Raw genomic sequence first — 18022 nt, 5'->3', positions numbered from 1 at the left:
TTTGAACGTTCCGATCCTGCCGTCGGGGGAGCGGGTCCCCTCGGCGAAGAACATGACACTGGTGCCTGCCGGGAGCCGCTCCACGCCCTGTCGTATGCTCTCGATCGCCTTTTCCCTGTCCGACCTGTCGATATAGATGTTCCTCGACGCGTACAGGGCGTACCCGAAAAGAGGCACCTTTCTCAGTTCTTTCTTGATTATCCAGCGGAACTGGATCCCGAGCTGAGTGACCAGAGCGAGAATGTCGAAATGGGACTGGTGGTTGGATATGATGATGTATGACTGTCCCTTGCGTATGTGTTCCTTTCCCCTGATCTCGGGGCGGACACCGGTGACGAGCAGAATGAGCCAGGCCCACCCTTTCGAGATGGTGAAGGCGAGGTTCCCCGTTCTGCTGAAAAAGGCCGCCGCCGTTATGGGAATAAAGAGCAACAGCGAGGCTGCGACCAGCCAGAATCCGATCCAGAGCATCTTTATCCTGTCAAGAATGAATTTCATTGACGGGTCCTCTTCATGCGGGCGGTGTTCCTTCTCCCTTACCGTACAGTGAAATCGACGCGGCTGTCCTTGACACCGTCCCGTTTTTCAGGGGCCAGAGATTTCGGCTCAACGAGAAAGATCCGTTCCTTTTCAACGCGACCCGTCTCCAGCAGAAAGGTCTGCACCGCCGCCGCCCGCTCATGGGCCAGGTTCCTCAGCTCATCATCGGGCACGACGACTGCCTCGAGAAGAGCGGCCTCCATTTGCGCGGCGTCAGGCGTCGCGGACCCGCCGGAGGACGGTACCGTTTCCTGATACAGTAATGTCAGCACCTGTTCGCGTTCCTCCGGGGGGATCGGGACGTCATCCGCTGCGGGTGCCTGTTGTTCCCGTGACGGATATTCTTCCCCCCAGCGCGACCGTATTTCCTGCTCAAGATTTTGTTTTTTTAAAGTATTTCTGTCGGCATCGATATCGACATGCCCCTCTATTTCGAGGGAGAGGCCGGGGCGTTCGAAGAGTGCCTCGCTCAGCCGGTCAAGCTTTTTCTTCATATCATCAGCGAGAAGGGTACTTCCCGGTTGAAATTCCGCATAGCCCAGTTCTTCCCCTCCTCCCACGAGACCTCCCAGCAGGGAAAAGGGAGAGGTGACGGCCTTTTCTATTATGTTCGTAATGATCTTGATGATGAAATAGCCGACACTGAAATCGGGGTCATCGATGCTTCCTGATACGGGAACATCCAGGTCTATGACCCCTTTTCTGTCCCGCAGCAGTGAAAGGGCCAGATCGACAGGAAGATTGACGGCATCGGGGCTGTCCACTCTTTCACCCAGGGTGAACTGATCAACGAGGATCTTGTTTTGCGATTCAATGGTCCGTTGATCGATGAGGTACTTGAGGTTCAGGAACAGCTTTCCCTTTTCGATCGTCCTGCCGAGGTACCGCCCTGAATAAGGGGTCAGGCTGCTGAGGTTGACATTTTCAAAAAGAACGGTCAGGTCCGCGAACAGGTTTTCCTGCAGGGGGCTGATGGTCCCGGCGATCTCCAGCGGTACTGTTGTATCGAGGCTTCCCCGAAGGCTGATGTCGGCGGGGCGCTCCTCGATCGACGATATGCCCGATACGCTTCCCTCGATACCGGACAATGTTGCGGTATAATCAGGCGTTATGTAGTGGTCCGTGAAATTGATGCTACCCTGCGACAGGGTTATTCCTCCGATGAAGATCTTTTCAAAAAAGGCCGTTTTTTCTTCCTTCTCTTCCGGTACGGCGGCCGTTTCCGGGGCGGGGGACTGCCTCTTCACGATGTTGGTCACGTTCATCGACTGGTCTTCATTGATGATCAGTCGTGAGAAGAAATCGGAGAGCGATATGTCTTCGATGGAAAGATAGTTGGGGTTCAGGCCGAGATCCAAGTTCCGGAGCGCCAGTGACCGTGCCTTGAAGAGTTCATCCTTTCCGATACCGTCCAGGGTGACCAGGTCCGAGAGCTCGAAGTTTCCCCGGTACGTTACCGCCGGCTGGCCAGCGGATGACGGAGAGCTGCCGAATACGAAACGGCCTTCTGTTGCGAAAGTCCCCTCGGATGCAATGATGTTCGTTGCCTCGCTGAGATAGGGTTGCGCAAGGCGGACGGGCAATTCCTCCAGGCTGATCCCGATATCCGCCGCGGGGGGGCTGATGGCAAGCGTGCCCCGTGTCGAAAGCCTGCCACCGCCGCGCACGGCCACGTCCAGAGAGGCGGTCGCCCGGCTTTCCGCTTCCGTTGAAAGCCCTCCGATGTCAAGGGAGATGTTTTCGAGCACGAGGGAGAACGGTTCTTCCAGGGTCCTGTCTTCAAAGGTGACCGCATATCCCTTCAGGTCTATCTCTTCAGTGGAGAAGAGCCATGCCTGTTCCGGTTCCCGCGGGGTTTCCCCGGTGGCGACCGGTTGCTCTGACGGCGGCACCAGTGCCGCCACGTTGATGACCCCGTCGGCGCACCGGCGGATAACGATCGATCCATCCCGGGACGATATCGAACCGATGCGGATCCGTTTTTCTTCCACATTGACGGTTCCATTCCGCAGGGAAAATCCGGGAATGGTGAGGAACTCCGCCTCTTCCCCCGAACGGACAAGCCGCAGGCCGCGCAGCGAAGCATCGATATTGTCAAGAACAGTCCCCGATGTGCCGTGACGAAGATCGGTGGAAATGTCCAAAAGACCTTCGGGAATGGAAAAAAGGACATACTCGTCATAATAGGGAGCATATTTGCCCGGCGAGAAGTTCTTCAGTTCAACCGTTCCTGCGACGGCGAGAGGCGTCGGAGTGATCTCGCCCCGGAGGGATATCGTTTCACCGATCTCACTGGTGACCGTGATGGAACAGGCGGCAACGGTGCCTGGCGCCGTGGATAAATTGACGACCCTGACGTCGAGAGGACGGAGGCGGGTCGCAAAGACGGTGTCAACGGCGGCGTCGGCAAGATCCACGGTCCCGTTCACGATCTCAAAGAGTGCAACGGAAACCGTCGGTGGCGCCCCGCCGCTGTCACCCGTTTCCTCCGGGGGCTGTCCGGGATGCTCTTCCCCGGACGCTTCACCGCCGGCGAGAGCCATACAATTGATCCGTCCCGTCTCGTCCCGCCTGACCGTCACCAAGGGATCCACGATCCGCACATCCCTGAACACAAGCGCCCTCTTGAAAGCTGATATAAGCTGGAAATTAATGTATATTTCGTCACATGAAAAGAGCGGCCCCCCTCCTCCCGTCTCTCTCATGTCCAGTCCCTCCACCGACAGGGACAGGGCAAAGGGGTTAGTGTCGATATCGGCGATGGCGACGTCGCACCGAAGCAACGAGGAAAGCTGCTCCTTCAGGACCGGTTCGAGAACCATCGCGAGAACAACGAAGCCGAGAAATGCATAGAGGACAATGCACCCGCACAGGACAATAAGGATAGTCCGCAGTTTTCTGTTATTCATACAGGTCTCCTTCCTGTTTTTCCCTATGCACCGTTTCCGCGGGGATTCCATCGGACCTCAGAAGTAGTTCCTCCATCGCGCAGCCGGCCCGTTCACCCAGTGAGCAGGCCTTTCTGAAGTCCGCTATCGCTTTTGACCGGTTACCCTTTCTCAAATATGATTGGCCCCTTCCCGTATACGCTTCAGCGTAGTTCGGGTCTCTCGCCACGGCATTGTCGAAGGCGCTGGCCGCCGATGTGTACTGGTGTTTTTTGTAATAGGTAATGCCCAGAAAACAGTACAGTTTCGGGTCCTCAGGAGAGAGTCGGATCGCCTGCTTGAAATCCTCGATGGCCCGGTCGAAGTTTCTGCTGTTTTCCTGAAAGGTGAGCCCGCGGTTGTAATAGAAGCGATAATCAGCGGGGTTGATCCCGATGGCGGCCGTGTAGTCCTCGATGGCCCGATCGTATTCCCGCGTCATGGCGAGCGCGTTTCCCCGGTGATAATAGGCCCGGTCATCCTGCGGGTTGATGCCGATGACGATGCTGAAATCGTCGATGGCGTTGTCATATTCGCCGATCATATGATAGGCCAATCCCCGGTTGAAAAAGGCGTTCACCATGTTCGGGTCCGTTGATCCGCCGAGGGTTTCTTTGATGCGGTTGTATTCCTCGATCGCCCGTTCATACCGGCCTTCGGAAAGATACTGGTTGCCGGCTTCGAACATGTTCTTTATGGCCGTCCCGTTATCGATGGGTTCGGTGCTCTGTTGCTGGGCGGTGGGAGCGGTGATAAATACCGAGTCGACCGCCGTAACCAATGCCGGGGCCATGACAATAATCAGCATGGCCATGCCGAATATGAAAATCCTTTTCTTCAAGACCGCTGTCATCCTTTCTTCAATAGTGATCGCTGTTCACCGGTTCCACCTATTGCGCCCGTGATAATCCATTAAGCGGGAAGATAACCGTGCCTTCATTTCAGGCTTGTACGTAACCGTCCCGACTTCTCCGGTGAGATGACCTCGTGCACCTGCGTCGATACCGACATCGCGAAAGAACATTGAATCTACCAGATACAATGGTCATTTTCAATGAATTCAACATGAATTCGACGGACCCCGGATCACAAAATGGTTCGCCGGTCAGCGCGTTGAGAGGATGCATGACGAAAGAAACCCTGTTGAATCGATAATTTATGAAAGGCCGTCGAACCGGGTGGCGTTCCCCATCCCTTTTTTCTTTTGACCGTTGAGCTGATATTGTATAAGATTCGCAACCCTTGGGACCGGAGCGGCGCGAACCTGTTGAAGGGTGCTTTGTGCTCCGGCAAACCGACTATCGTGAAGCCGATCAGGGCCCCCGGGGCCCGGGGAGGTGTGCAATGATGAAGGACCTGATTACAAGGAACAGAAGTTATCGGCGGTTTAAGGAAGACTTCGTTATTGACCGTGAAACGTTGCGGAACCTTGTCGATCTCGCGCGACTCAGTGCCTGTGCGGGCAATATGCAATCATTGCGGTATATTCTGTCCTGTGATCCCGAGCGAAACGCCCTCATCTTCGACACGCTCGCCTGGGCCGGGTATCTTCCTGACTGGCCGGGGCCCTCCGCCGGTGAGCGTCCCTCGGCCTATATCATTATCCTTGACGACAAGGAGATCAGCCTCTCTTTTAAATGTGACTGCGGGATCGCCGCTCAGACCATCATGCTTGGCGCCGCCGAACAGGGTCTGGGTGGATGCATGATCGCGTCCGTAAAGCGGGAAGAGTTGCGTGGCGCCCTGAGTATACCGGAACGGTATGAAATCATTCTTGCTCTGGCACTCGGAAAGCCTGTGGAAGAGGTGTTGATCGAGGACGTGGATCGGTCGGGCGGTATCAAGTACTGGCGTGATCCCGCGGGGGTTCATCACGTGCCGAAGCGCCTGCTTGATGATATCATTATCGATTGATGTCATCGTTTGTTCCCATGGCCGGACCGGTGAAGGGAATGTTTCGCGGACCACTGCAGTAAAATTCGTTTTAAGCTCCGGTTTGCAGCCGGTGAACAGGGACCGTCCCGAACATCCGATGGGGGAATGTCTCCATGAACTCATTTGATACGACAAAAGCCGGACTTTTACAGGTAAATAAAGAAATTCTCGCTCTTTTCGACAAGGCGCGTTCCATTCCCGGCATTTCCAGGTTTCCCTTTGAAGAATGGGAAAAGGTGGGTCATTCAGTTGAGGAGCAGATCAACGAGGATATACTCAGGATCGCCGTTGTCGGAGCCATCAAGTCCGGTAAGAGCACCTTCATAAACGACCTTCTGGGTGGCGATTACCTGAAAAGGGGGGCCGGGGTGGTGACATCCATCGTCACCCGTATTCGAAAAAAGCCGCAATTGAAAGCGATCCTCGATTTCAAATCCTGGGATGACGTGAATGCCGACATGCAGCAGGCCATGGTGCTCTTTCCCTCGCTCGACTGGAATCCTACGAACGGTCAGTTCGACGTGCGCAGGGACGCGGACCGGAAGCATCTGGAAAAAGCCCTGAAATCACTGAGTTCGGAGAAGTTGATCACCCAGGAGACCCTCGATGCCAACAGTGTCCTGCTGACCTCCTACCTGGGAGGATATGAGCGGGTGAAGGATATCCTCTATCACAGCACGAAACATCTTGAATTCGTCGGCCGTGACTTTGCCAACCACAAGGATTTCGTCGGGAACGATTCCCTGGCGGTCTATCTGAAAGACCTGGAGCTGCATGTGCCCGGCGGAAAGAACCTTGACGACCATATCGAGATCGCCGATTGCCAGGGCATCGATTCACTGAATCCCTTCCATCTTGCCATGATCCAGGATTATCTCCTGCGGACCCATCTCATCATCTATCTTCTCAGCAGCCGCACGGGCATACGCCAGGCGGACATAAAATTTCTCAGTATCATCAAGAAGATGGGATTGCTTGAAAATATTTTTTTCGTCGTGAACTGTGACTTCAGCGAACACGAGGACCTGCGTGACCTGAAGAAAGTCGTCGAACGGGTAGGTGATGAAATATCGGTCATCAAACCGAAGGCACACCTCTTTGCCTACTCCACCCTGTATAACCTGTTCCGACAGGTCGACCATCTATCGGAAAAGGATGTCGGGCGCCGGGAACAGTGGCGGAAGGAGGAAGGTCTCGCCGGATTCTCCGACCGGGAACGGAACCGGTTTTTCGAAACCTTCGGGGAAAAACTGACCCGTGACCGGTATGCGCTGCTTCTGAAGAACCATGTGGAGCGGGTGGCCATCATGGCCGGAGGCCTGAACGACTGGACGAGAATACATCATGATATTCTCATCAAGGATACGGAAGGGGCCCGCGATGTATTGAAAAAGATCGACCGCGCCGGCGAACAGCTCAACCAGCAGAAAACGGCGATCAAGGACATGCTTGACGGCACCTCTCACAAGGCAAAACGGGAGATCGGCAAGGATGTCGACAGGTTCCTGGATGCCCGTTTCGGAGAGGCGGCCAAGGACATCCACAATTTCGTCAGTCGTTACACCGTCGATTACGAAAAAAATGAGCTCGATATCGAAGAGCGGGGGTTCTCGACGACCCTCTATATGATATTTCAGGAGTTCAAACGGGCACTGGACCGTTTCATGGCGGAGACGATAAACCCCCGGCTGATCGAGTTCATCAGGCAGGAAGAACGGAAAATAGGTGAAATTCTGAACAGGACGGCCATTTCATACGATGCCCTGGTGCAGGACGCACTTCAGAAACACGAGGAAAAACTGCGCAAGGTGGGGATTTCATCGGAAGGTTACAGAGGGGCGGATCTTCTGTCCGTGGACCTGGAAAGCCTGAAATACAGGACGGAACTGACGGCACCGACGCTTGTCTCGACCCTTCGATACACGGCGAAGGTCAGGACCGAGGCCATTATGCGTCTGGGGTTCTATAACGTTCTGAAAATGATGAAAAAATTATTGAAAAAACAGATCCAGAACGAACAGGAGGGAGAAATATTCGCCCTGAAGGACGGGGTGAAGCGGATCAAGCAGGAAACGGAGCGCTCCATTATCTTTCATCTGCGCGATTATAAGGAAAACCTGAAATTTCAGTATCTCTACCGTCTCATCGATATCGTTTCGGGGAACCTGTACGAATTGATGCTGGACCGGTTCAAGGTATTTACCTCTGATGTATCGGATATGGCCGGGCTGGTCGATGCCGAACAGTCTCGAAAACAGGAGGCCCTTCAGATCCTGCAACAGATGGAGGAAGGTTCTCTCAAGGCCGGAGATCACATCGCATTGCTGAAGAAACAGATGGAGGAGTAGATGAGATCGAGGGTGCTTTTTATTTCCGCCATCGGAGCCCTTGCGTTTTCGTATCTGTTGGGATCACGCGGCATCAATCCTGCGATATTTTGAAAGAATGTCAATGGCTGTAACAAACTCCTTGACATGGTTCCCGATAATGAAGAAGATGTGAGGCACGTCAGGGGTCATATTCCGGGGATCCTGGAAATGGCCGGCATCCGCATCGGGAAAGGAGGTTCTGATGAATCGCTGGTTTCTCTGGTGCATTTCCGCCATCTGCCTCATCACCGCCGGTTGCTACTCAGTGAAATTCGAAACAGAGCCGTTGCCGCCCTTTTTTACCTGCTACCGGTGGATCGACGCTGATCATGACAATCGGGTCGCAAAATCGGAAGTAGAAGGTCTGAACAGGCCCTTTTACAGCACCTACCAGACCGTCTGTTTCATGGGTGAGATCCATGAACCTTTCGGGACGATCCTGTCCTGGGAGCTGCATGGGCCCGACGGGTCCGTCAATGACCGGGGAACCAGTCTCCAGCTCGATGATATCATGGTGTACCGGAACTGCTATTCGGTGAAGGACCTTGTCGCCGCCGGAGGGGCCGGGACCTGGACCATGGAATGGCTTGTCAAAGAGGTGAAGGTCGGCATGGTCGGTGCCGAGCTTGTCGAACAGTAGCTGCCGCGAAAGATCTTCCCGGTTGCCATATATGGCAGAAGGCCTCTCCGTGGGAGGGTGAGGCTGTCCAATAGTACAAAACTCCCTTACATTATTGATCGGGATTACCGCGTCGCCGTTGCGAGGGGCCTTCCGATACTCGGCCTCGGGGATCCACACGCTGCAGGCGGTACGTGACGGCCCGTGGCCGCCGAACCGTTTTTCATTGTATTCCAGGGCAATATGGGGTACAGATGCACCCCGAGGGAACTCTCTTCACGAGCATACAGACCGGTGACGGCAGACACGGGGATACCTGTCTGCCGCGGGCGATCGATCCAGACGACCCATACATATGCCGATGAACATGGGAATGAAAAAAGGAGGTTAAGGACGATGGCTGAAAGGACATTTCAATCCATTCTGTACGAAAAAGACCGGGATTCCGGGGTCGTAACGGTCACACTGAACCGGCCCGACATCAAGAATGCCCTCACGCTGCGGGTCCTGTTGGAGTTGCGATGGGCCGCCGACGCGGTGCGGACCGACGACGAAGCGACTGCCCTGATCATCACCGGGGCGCCTCCCGGAGACGGCGGCGATCCCGCGAACGAGGCGTTCTGCAGCGGCGGCTATTTCAACCCGGCCGATCTCGCGTCCCTGGACGAAGAGATGTTACGCGAGATCGATCTGACCGACATCGCCCAGAAGGCGCTCTGTTTGAACCTGTGGTCGCTCTATAAACCGGTCGTTGCCGCCATCAACGGCCTGGCGATCGGCGGGGGATTGACGGTCCCTATGGCCTGCGCCGACCTGATTTTTGCCTCGGAACATGCCTGGGGGCGATTGCCCTTCGTCAGCCTGGGGATCGTTCCGGAACTCGCCTCGAGCTACCTTCTGCCACGCATGGTGGGAATGCAGAAGGCGAAAGAGATCATGTTCTTCGGAGAAAAGATGACGGCCCGGGAAATGTTCGAGATGGGGATCGTCAACCGGGTGCTTCCCCATGGCGAGTTGCTTTCCCATACCCGGGAGGCGGTCCTGCGCCTCGTTCCGCCCCGGGGGGCCTGGAAGGCCGTACGCAGAGCGAAGGAAATCCTGCATCAGCCGCTGGTCGAGGCCGTCACCCGTTCGCTGGACCGGGAAAATGAGGCCTTGAACGAGCTGTTCGCCTCGAAGGACTTCGTGGAGGCCATAGCGGCCAGACGGGAAAAGCGGGCCCCCGTTTTTATCGGCGCTTAGCGAGCAGGGTGCCGTGGGGCGGGATGGGACCGCCTAATGCATGAGCGCCCAGGCGGCGGCATAGATGATGGCGGGAATGAAATTGCCGATCCGTATCTTTTTGATCTCGAGAAGATTGATGCCGATGCCGAATATCAGTACGCCGCCGGCGGATGTTATGGCATTCAACACCAGCGGTTCCTTGAGAAAAAGGAGCGACGACGCCAGCAGGGTCACGGCCCCCTGGATGATGAAGACGGGAAGCGCCGAGAAGAGAACGCCGATCCCGAGGGTCGAAGCGAGGACCACGGAGGCGAATCCGTCAAGAAGTGATTTTATGTAAAGGATGCTCGCGTCACCGGTGGTCCCCTCCTGAAGCGGCCCGAGAATGACAAGGACCCCGGTCACGTACAATACGGAGGAGGACACGAATCCTTCGACGAAGGTTGACGACCGGGACCGGAACCGGCGTTTGAGCGATTCACCGAGTTTTTCGATACCCCGCTCTATCTTCAGCAGTTCCCCGGTGATGGCGCCGAGGAGAACGCAGGCAACGGTCGCGATGAGATCTTCCCCGGAGAGCGCCATCTGGAGGCCGATGACGATGACCGACAGCCCCAGGGCGTTCATGATGATCGTTCTCATCCGTTCAGGCATGTGCTGTCCGACGGCGATGCCGATGATACTTCCGGCAATAATGGCGCCGCTGTTTACGATCGTTCCCGTCATCGCGCGAGTTCTGCCTCCGCTGTGAACCGCATGGTGTTCACCGGTGGATCATCCTGTGAATCGGCCTCCTCTTACCATGCAACCGGTGGCCGGACAAGGGGAAACTGACGGGATGCATCTCTTGGTTGGCGAAGTCGCCGAATGACACTTTCATGTATATATGGAAAAATGTTCCCACGCGGTCACGCTAAGGGATGGAAAGGGGAGAGATTGTGATGAGAAAAATGCTATTGGTTCTGCTCCTGTTGTGGGTGGGCGGCGTATGCGTGTCGGCGGCGACCGCCTATGAACTGTCCGCCGACATTGTCGGCATGTCAGGTGGTAATACAATGATCTCAAAGATGTACATGAAGGGAAACAACGTGCGGTGGGAAACTCCTGAGCAGGATACCTATACCATTGTCAGGACCGATCAGGGGACGTCATGGCTGGTCATGCCCGGCCAGCGGATGTACATGGAAATGAAACCGGACCCATCCCAGAGGATCCCCGGCGAGCGCATGGAAGGTGAGGTGAGCAGGAAGTTGATCGGCACTGAGGTCATCGACGGCCACCCCACGGAAAAGTACGAGGTCACCTACCGGGATGACGGAGAAGAGCACCGCATGTTCCAGTGGATGGCGACGGACCTGAACTTTCCCGTAAAGACGGCCTCCGGCGATGGAAGCTGGAGCATGGAGTTCCGGAATATCAAAATGGGATCTCAGCCGGAGGATCTTTTCGAAGTTCCGGCGGGTTACCGGAAAATGGCCCTGCCCGTCACGCCCGGTGCCGGCATGGGGAAGGGCATGTCCCCCGGCGACATGAAGGGGTTTCCCCGGCCTCCGGGCAATGCTCAGTAAAGTCGGACATATTGAAAAAAGGCCGCCGGCCCTCTCATGTTGCGAAGGCCGGCGGTCCCCGTTTCACCGGTCGGTCATCGGTCCCGTTTTCGCCCGCGGCCATCACAGCCAGCGTCTGACCCGCGCCTTGTATTCCCGCCAGGTATCGCCGAAGGTGCTTTCCAGTTTGTCTTCCTCGAACCGGATGAAGACCCGGTCCATGAAAAGGGCGAAAAAGATAACCACGATATAGGGTGTCATGGACGTCATCAACATGGCTATTCCCAGGAGTATCAGGACGAACCCCAGATACATTGGATGCCTGCTGAACCGGAATACCCCATGTGTCAGGAGCTCCGCTGTTTCGTCCCGCGGTTTCACGGATATACTGTTTTCCTTGAAAAGGCGGTCGGCTCGCAGATTGATGAGGATTCCCAGGAAGAGAGGAATGATCCCCAGAAGGTTCCAGGGATATGCGAGGGCCCGTGCGCCCGGTGAGAACAGGTGGACCAGTGCCATGATACACAGTGCAACGAACAGATACAGCGGCGGATTGATGTTCAATGAGTTCACGCGGCTTCCCCTTTCTTGCACGTTTGACCCCATGGTAATAAAAATCGTTTCACTCTGCAACCCTTCAGCAGTTCTTCTGTGACTGATTTCACGTCCTCCCTGTGACCGGTGTTATTGTAGAAACGATAACAGTGGTGTACAGAGAGGCTGTTTCCAAATAACTTCCGTTTTGTGAACGGCTCCTTGAAAACCGATAAAGGCAAACCATTCGTAAGGATGGGACGCAAAACCATGGGTCCGCCACCGGCGGATCGCCAGGTTACCGAAGTTTTCGTTCACGGATCGACCCACCATTCCTCTGCATTCAGGATAATCTTTTTTTCCGCGCCGGAAGATATGGGAATGCCGATACCCGCGTGCTCAAACTGGCCATAGGTTTCACATGGCCGGGTGAACCCCGTGCACCTCCTGAAGCGAAAGCAAAAAAGCATGGGATTCATAGGGTTACGAAAGGCGGGGGTGGGCACCCCGCCTTTCCTTACCTGTATCCCGCCTGGAACAAGGGGAACAGCGGTCTCTGCAGGAGGATTTGTATGCCTGTGACGGATTTCACAGGCCGGCTGTGACTTTCACCATTGTAATTCTTGACGAATTTCCGATACATTTCCATCCCATGGGCGATAAAAAGGAAGGGGGTAAAAGATCATGGCCATTCCGTCCTGTACGAAATGTGGGAACCACTATTTTGAGGTGGTCGAATCGGATATCTACGGGGCAAATTATCGCGTATTTCTTGTCCAGTGTTCACGATGCGGCGGCGTTGTCGGCGTCAGCGACCATCATCTGATAGAAAGAATGTCGATGCAGATACAGCAGCTTGCGAGTGCCACCGGTGTCGCGCTCGCTGCGGGAGGGGAGATGCCGAGCCGGAACGGTGTCCATGGGGAGTCCGCGCGGCCCGTCCCGCTTTGATGATGACGGTGCCGGAATGTACCGCCCCGGGTGGCTCGATCATCCGGGGCTGGGGCTATCTCCCCAGAAATTCCCGGGCGATGACGACCCGCTGTATTTCCGATGTGCCCTCGTATATCGACGTGACCCGGGCGTCCCGGTACAGCCGCTCCACCGTGTATTCCTTCATGTATCCATAGCCTCCATGGATCTGAAGGGCGTCATAGGCGGCCCTGTTCGCCAGTTCCGACGCGAACAGCTTCGCCATGGACGCTTCCTTGGTGAAGGGAAGTCCTCTGTCTTTCCGCTCCGCCGCCGACAGAGCCAGCCACTGCGCCGCCTCTATCCCCGTTGCCATGTCGGCGATCATCCACTGTATGGCCTGCAGAGAGCCGATCGGTTTCCCGAATTGCCGTCGTTCACCGGCGTATGACACCGCTTCGTCGAGACAGGCGCGGGCGATGCCCAGTGATTGTGACGCGATACCGATACGCCCGCTGTCAAGGGCGATCATGGCGACCTTGAACCCCTGTCCCTCGCGTCCGAGGAGGTTTTCCTTCGGTACCACGCAGTCGTCGAAAATGAGTTCCACCGTGTCCGAGGCGCGAAGTCCCAGTTTTTCCTCTTTTTTCCCTACCAGGAACCCCTGAAAGTCTTTTTCAATGACGAAAGCGGACAGGCCGCGGTTACCCTTCTGGTCTCCCGTCCGCGCGATGAGGTTGATCAGCCCCGCGTATGAACCGTTGGTGATGAAGACCTTTCTTCCGTTTACCAGGTAATGGTCACCCCGGTCCACGGCCCGTGTTTTCATGCTGCCCGGGTCCGATCCGGCGTCGGGTTCCGTCACGGCAAAAGCCCCCAGCATATCGCCGCCCGCCAGGGGACGAAGGTATTTCTCTTTCTGTTCCCTGGTGCCGAAGTGAAGCAGCGGTTCCGCCGAGAGATTCGCCACGGACATGGTGACCGCCGTCGATGCGCAGGCATAGGCGATCTCCTGAAGCGCAAGGGAGTAGCTCACGGCGCCGGCGCCCGACCCGCCCTGTTCCGGAGGGACCATCATCCCCATGAGCCCCAGCTCTCCCATCTTGGTGATGACCTCAGCGGGGAACAATTCCTTCCGGTCCCGCTCCGACGCCAGGGGTGCCAGTTCGCGTTTCGCAAAATCCCTGGCCATCAGACGCACCATTTCCTGTTCGCTTGACAGATGGAACACCACCCTGCCCCTCCTTACGGCACGTATACGATGACAAGTAATTCCGCCGTTTCCTTCGTGTGATTGCTGAGTTTGTGGTGCAGCGCGGAATTAAAGTGGATGCTTTTACCCGGTCCGAGCTTCGAGACGTTTTCTCCCACCTGAATCGTGATCCCACCCTGAAGGACATAAATGAATTCTTCTCCTTCATGATGAAATTCAACCCCCTTGTGCTTGGTCTCCGGATCGATCGTGACCAGGTACGCCCTGAGGTGCTTGTCGCCGCCGGGCCGTGACAGGGGAGTGTATGCATAAGAATCAACGCGCTTCTTGTGACTGCGGATACGGCGCTGAGAAGCCTTCTTCTCCTCTTCCGATTCAAGCTGATCCATGTCGATCTTGAAGATACGGCTCAGCTGGATGACGAGTGATACGGGCGGTACGACCTTGTCCGTTTCCACTTTATCCAGCATGTCGGCCGGATAGCCCGTCTCGTGTGAGAGGTCCTCCACGGTAAGTCCCCGTTCCTCCCGGAGAGAACGGATCTTTTTGCCGAAAGATGCCGGTTTTGCTGTCTTTTTTGTCACCTCAGGCCTCCATTTCTACGATCATGGTTACCGCCTCGCCGCCGCCGAGGCACAGTGATGCCTGGCCCAGTGTTTCACCGCGGCGCTTCATTTCATAGAGCAATGTGGTCAGGACCCGGGCGCCTGATGCCCCGATGGGGTGGCCCAGGGCGATAGAGCCGCCGTTCACGTTCAACCTGTTGTGATCTATACCTAAATCGCGCATGACGGCAACCGTTGAGCCGGCAAAGGCCTCGTTCACCTCGTGCAGGCCGATATCCGATATGTTCATCCCCGCCTTTGCCAATGCTTTTGGAACGGATCGTATGGGTGCCAGGAGAACGTGTTCCAGTTCTATCCCGGCGGAAGCGGATTCAATGATCCGGGCAAGGATCGGCAGACCCCGTTCCTCGGCCCGCCTCCGCGACGTGACGACGACCGCCGATGCGCCGTCGCTGATAATGGATGAATTGCCCGCCGTGGCGAAACCGTCCTTCCCGAAGGCCGGTTTCATCATTGAGAGAACGTCCATGTCGGTCGGCCGCGGCCCCTCATCGGTATCGATCACGATGGGTCCCTTTTTCCTGTCCTTCTTTTCCACGGGCACGATCTCTTCTCGAAAGCGGCCCGTCTCGATCGCTTCCACGGCCCGCCGGTAGGATTCACAGGCGAAGGCGTCCTGGTCTTCCCGGTTAACGTTCCATGTGTTGGAGATGATGTCGTTCGTGGCGCCCATGTGAAAGTCATTTACGACATCCCAGAGGCCGTCGTATACCATGTGGTCACGCAGGGTGCCCGGGCCCATCCGTACGCCCCATCGGGAATTCGGCAGAAAGTGGGGCGCGGCGCTCATGTTCTCCATTCCCCCCGCCACCACGTAATCGGCGAACCCTGTTTTCACGTACTGGCTGGCGATGACCACCGCGATCAGACCGGAGCCGCACACCTTGTTCACCGTCAGCGCTCCTTTTTCGATCGGGATGCCGGCCTTTATCGATGCCTGCCTGGCGGGATTCTGCCCGTATCCGCAGGGCAGCACCATGCCCATTATTACTTCGTCGATATCCGACGCTTCCAGGCCCGAGCGCTTCACGGCCTCCCCTATGACGACAGCGCCCAGCTGAGTTGCGGGGATCGAGCTCAGTCCTCCCATGAAGGTGCCCAGGGGTGTTCTGCATACGCTGATGATTACCGCGTCGTTTTGCTGTTTCATGAGGTTCCCTCCTCGATCGGATAAGTAGAAATCAACCGAGGCACTGTATAAAAGAGCCGCTTCTGTGTCAATGGAAAAGGTTGATTCCCCACGAAGTACTGCAGGTTATGGGAACTGCCGTATACTGCCCGGTGGAAAAATGGACCTTGCCACTTGCATGAAAAGCTGATAACTAAACCACGCTTGGCGTGTTGATCCGTGCCGCGCGTCCCTGTGACGCGCCGGTTGTATAATGACCCGTTCTCGCCGTTGCGACGGGGATACGCTTGTGGGGCAGGGGTACAGAAAGGAGAGGCCGTCGTGTATTTTTCCAGGGAAACCCTCAAACAATCAGCCGAAAGCAGAAAGAAATGGGAGGAAGAGGTCAGTAACGCCCTTTCCCAGTGGCAGGATCAGAAAGAACGGTGGTCCACCGTTTCGGACCTGGAGATACAGAGGATCTACGGTCCGGAAGAGTTACAGAACATGGATTTCGCCCGGGACATCGGGTGTCCCGGCGAATATCCCTTTCTGCGGGGAAACCAGATAACGGGGTACCGGGGCAGATACTGGACCTTCAGAATGTTCGCCGGCATGGGGACCGCCCGGGATACGAACCGCCGGTGGAAATTGCTCCTGAAACAGGGACAGACGGGCCTGAGCACGGCCTTTGATTTTCCAACCCTTATGGGCTATGACACGGGAAATCCCCGGGCCCTCGGTGAATGCGGCAAGTGCGGCGTGGCCATCGACACCCTTGAGGATTTCATGCAGCTGGTAGACGGGATACCCCTTGACCGGATAACCACGTCCATGACCATCAATCCGCCGGCAACGGTGCTCTGGGCCATGTACTGTGCGGCGGCGGACCTGAATGGGGTCCCTCTGAAAAAGATCGGCGGTACCATACAGAATGACATGCTCAAGGAGTTTATCGCCCAGAAAACCTTCATGTGTCCCCCCGAGCCGTCGGTGAAGCTGATCAGTGATACCATCGAGTTCGGCACGCAGTATGTCCCGAAATGGAATACCATCAGTATCAGCGGGTATCATATCCGTGAGGCGGGCTCGACGGCGGTTCAGGAACTGGCCTTTACCCTGCGCGACGGGATCGAGTACGTGGAAGACGTGGTGCGCAGGAAGGGGCTCGATGTGGATGCCTTTGCGCCGCGGCTTTCATTCTTTTTTAATTCACATATCGATTTCTTTGAAGAGATCTGCAAGATGCGTGCGGCACGCCGGATGTGGGCGAAGATCATGCGTGAACGCTTCAAAGCGAAGGACCCGCGTTCCTGGTGGATGCGGTTTCACACACAGACGGCGGGATGTTCGCTGACGGCCCAGCAGCCCTATAATAATGTCGTACGGACGGCCATCGAGGCGCTCGCCGCCGTTCTGGGCGGCACCCAGTCTCTGCACACCAATTCTCTCGACGAGGTCTGGTGCCTTCCGACGGAACACGCGGTGGAAATAGCCCTCAGGACGCAGCAGGTGATCGCTGAAGAGACCGGTGTGGCTTCAACCATCGACCCGCTGGGCGGTTCATATTTCGTTGAGTCGCTGACCAACGAAATGGAGGCACAGGCCTGGGAATACATTGAAAAGATCGATGCCATGGGTGGCATGATCGCCGCGATCGAAAAGGGGTTCCCTCAAATGGAGATCGCCGACGCCGCGTACCGGTTTCAGCAGCAGTTGGAGTCGGGAGAAAAGGTCATGGTCGGGGTCAACAGATATGTGACCGACGAGGGGGACGAGATACCCACCCTCGATATAGATGATAATATTGAAAAGGAGCAGGTCGAGCGCCTGAACGGTATCAAAAGGAAACGGGACGACAAGGCCGTCAAGCGACATCTCAATGAGCTTCGCCGGGCCTGTAAAAAGGGCGACAATGTCATGCCGCACTGCATCGAGGCCGTCAAGAGCCTGGCGACCCTGCAGGAGATCTGCGATGTCTATCGTGAAGTGTACGGGGAGTATACGGACCCCGCCATATATTGAAAGATGTGCGAGGGAGGAAACAGGACCACATGACTGAACGCAGAATTCGTATCATGGTGGCGAAACCGGGCCTTGACGGACATGACCGCGGTGCCAGAATTCTTTCCCGGTGTTTTCGCGACGCGGGATTCGAGGTGATCTATACAGGCTGTCATCAAACTCCCGAACAGATAGCATCTGCGGCCATCCAGGAGGACGTGGACCTGGTCGGTCTGAGCTGCCTTTCCGGTGCGCACCGGTACCTCTTTCCACGGGTGGTAGAACTGCTGCGGGAACGGGGGGGAGATGATATTACGGTGATCGGCGGCGGTATCATTCCCGATCAGGACCTGCAGATGCTCCATGATGCCGGGATCAAGGCTGTTTTTACTCCCGGGGCGTCCCTTGATTCGATCGTACAATGGGTCAGGGAGAATGTCTCCGTGAAATGACAGTTATATCAA

General features: G+C 56.1%; 16 protein-coding genes and 1 riboswitch. Of the genes, 8 read left to right on the top strand and 8 right to left on the bottom strand.

Annotation, left to right across the window (positions count from 1 at the left end; translation table 11 throughout):
- The 3 genes from JXO48_02150 to JXO48_02140 form a co-directional block, all read right to left on the bottom strand.
- Nucleotides 1-498, bottom strand: a 498-nt coding sequence (locus JXO48_02150; protein MBN2282669.1) for a 1-acyl-sn-glycerol-3-phosphate acyltransferase, incomplete at its 3' end; no start/stop codon positions are given.
- Between the two features lie 38 nt (nt 499-536).
- Nucleotides 537-3449 (bottom strand): DUF748 domain-containing protein, encoded by a 2913-nt coding sequence (locus tag JXO48_02145; GenBank protein ID MBN2282668.1) that lies wholly within the window; start codon nt 3447-3449, stop codon nt 537-539.
- Nucleotides 3442-4308 carry a tetratricopeptide repeat protein gene (locus JXO48_02140; GenBank protein ID MBN2282667.1) on the bottom strand — a complete coding sequence of 289 codons (867 nt, stop codon included), beginning with the start codon at nt 4306-4308 and terminating at the stop codon, nt 3442-3444. Before JXO48_02140 ends, JXO48_02145 begins: the two co-directional genes overlap by 8 nt.
- A 503-nt stretch (nt 4309-4811) precedes the next feature.
- Here JXO48_02140 and JXO48_02135 point away from each other — a divergent pair.
- The 4 genes from JXO48_02135 to JXO48_02120 all read left to right on the top strand — a co-directional run bounded on the left by JXO48_02135 (nt 4812) and on the right by JXO48_02120 (nt 9632).
- The gene (locus tag JXO48_02135; protein ID MBN2282666.1) at nt 4812-5381 is read left to right on the top strand and encodes a nitroreductase family protein; all 570 of its coding nucleotides are present in this window, start codon (nt 4812-4814) and stop codon (nt 5379-5381) included.
- A 134-nt stretch (nt 5382-5515) separates the two neighbouring features.
- A complete protein-coding gene (locus JXO48_02130; protein ID MBN2282665.1) occupies nt 5516-7750 on the top strand; it encodes a dynamin family protein in 2235 nt (744 codons plus the stop codon).
- 223 nt (nt 7751-7973) lie between these two features.
- Nucleotides 7974-8411: a hypothetical protein gene (locus tag JXO48_02125; protein ID MBN2282664.1), complete on the top strand. Its 438-nt coding sequence runs from the start codon at nt 7974-7976 to the stop codon at nt 8409-8411.
- A gap of 375 nt (nt 8412-8786) precedes the next feature.
- Entirely contained in the window at nt 8787-9632 is an 846-nt protein-coding gene (locus JXO48_02120) for an enoyl-CoA hydratase/isomerase family protein (protein ID MBN2282663.1), read from the top strand.
- Between the two features lie 33 nt (nt 9633-9665).
- Here JXO48_02120 and JXO48_02115 read toward each other — a convergent pair whose 3' ends face one another.
- Nucleotides 9666-10340 carry a DUF554 domain-containing protein gene (locus tag JXO48_02115; protein ID MBN2282662.1) on the bottom strand — a complete coding sequence of 225 codons (675 nt, stop codon included), beginning with the start codon at nt 10338-10340 and terminating at the stop codon, nt 9666-9668.
- A gap of 215 nt (nt 10341-10555) precedes the next feature.
- On the opposite strand from JXO48_02115, the gene JXO48_02110 reads away from it, so the two are divergent.
- Nucleotides 10556-11182, top strand: coding sequence for a hypothetical protein (locus JXO48_02110; protein ID MBN2282661.1), 627 nt, complete (start codon nt 10556-10558; stop codon nt 11180-11182).
- Between the two features lie 102 nt (nt 11183-11284).
- Here JXO48_02110 and JXO48_02105 read toward each other — a convergent pair whose 3' ends face one another.
- Nucleotides 11285-11734 carry an isoprenylcysteine carboxylmethyltransferase family protein gene (locus JXO48_02105; protein ID MBN2282660.1) on the bottom strand — a complete coding sequence of 150 codons (450 nt, stop codon included), beginning with the start codon at nt 11732-11734 and terminating at the stop codon, nt 11285-11287.
- A 188-nt stretch (nt 11735-11922) separates the two neighbouring features.
- A riboswitch (cyclic di-GMP riboswitch) is annotated at nt 11923-12001 on the top strand.
- Nucleotides 12002-12379: 378 nt separating this feature from the next.
- Between JXO48_02105 and JXO48_02100 the strand changes: the two genes are divergently transcribed.
- On the top strand, nt 12380-12646 hold the full coding sequence (locus JXO48_02100) for a hypothetical protein (GenBank protein ID MBN2282659.1): 267 nt from the start codon (nt 12380-12382) through the stop codon (nt 12644-12646).
- Between the two features lie 55 nt (nt 12647-12701).
- On the opposite strand, the gene JXO48_02095 is transcribed toward JXO48_02100, so the two are convergent.
- From JXO48_02095 to JXO48_02085, 3 genes are read right to left on the bottom strand one after another with little or no spacing between them, the layout of a single operon-like run.
- Nucleotides 12702-13841 carry an acyl-CoA dehydrogenase gene (locus JXO48_02095; GenBank protein ID MBN2282658.1) on the bottom strand — a complete coding sequence of 380 codons (1140 nt, stop codon included), beginning with the start codon at nt 13839-13841 and terminating at the stop codon, nt 12702-12704.
- Nucleotides 13842-13852: 11 nt separating this feature from the next.
- A complete protein-coding gene (locus tag JXO48_02090) occupies nt 13853-14404 on the bottom strand; it encodes a cupin domain-containing protein (GenBank protein MBN2282657.1) in 552 nt (183 codons plus the stop codon).
- Nucleotide 14405: 1 nt separating this feature from the next.
- Entirely contained in the window at nt 14406-15596 is a 1191-nt protein-coding gene (locus tag JXO48_02085; GenBank protein ID MBN2282656.1) for an acetyl-CoA C-acetyltransferase, read from the bottom strand.
- A 300-nt stretch (nt 15597-15896) separates the two neighbouring features.
- Between JXO48_02085 and JXO48_02080 the strand changes: the two genes are divergently transcribed.
- On the top strand, nt 15897-17579 hold the full coding sequence (locus JXO48_02080) for a methylmalonyl-CoA mutase family protein (GenBank protein MBN2282655.1): 1683 nt from the start codon (nt 15897-15899) through the stop codon (nt 17577-17579).
- Nucleotides 17580-17608: 29 nt separating this feature from the next.
- Nucleotides 17609-18010, top strand: a complete 402-nt coding sequence (locus JXO48_02075) for a cobalamin B12-binding domain-containing protein (protein ID MBN2282654.1) — start codon at nt 17609-17611, stop codon at nt 18008-18010.
- The last annotated feature ends 12 nt before the right edge of the window (nt 18011-18022 follow it).

It is taken from the genome of Deltaproteobacteria bacterium, assembly GCA_016933965.1.
In the GTDB taxonomy this organism is placed as follows: Bacteria; Desulfobacterota; Syntrophia; order Syntrophales; family UBA2210; genus JAFGTS01.
This window is presented reverse-complemented; position numbering and strand designations above follow the sequence as displayed.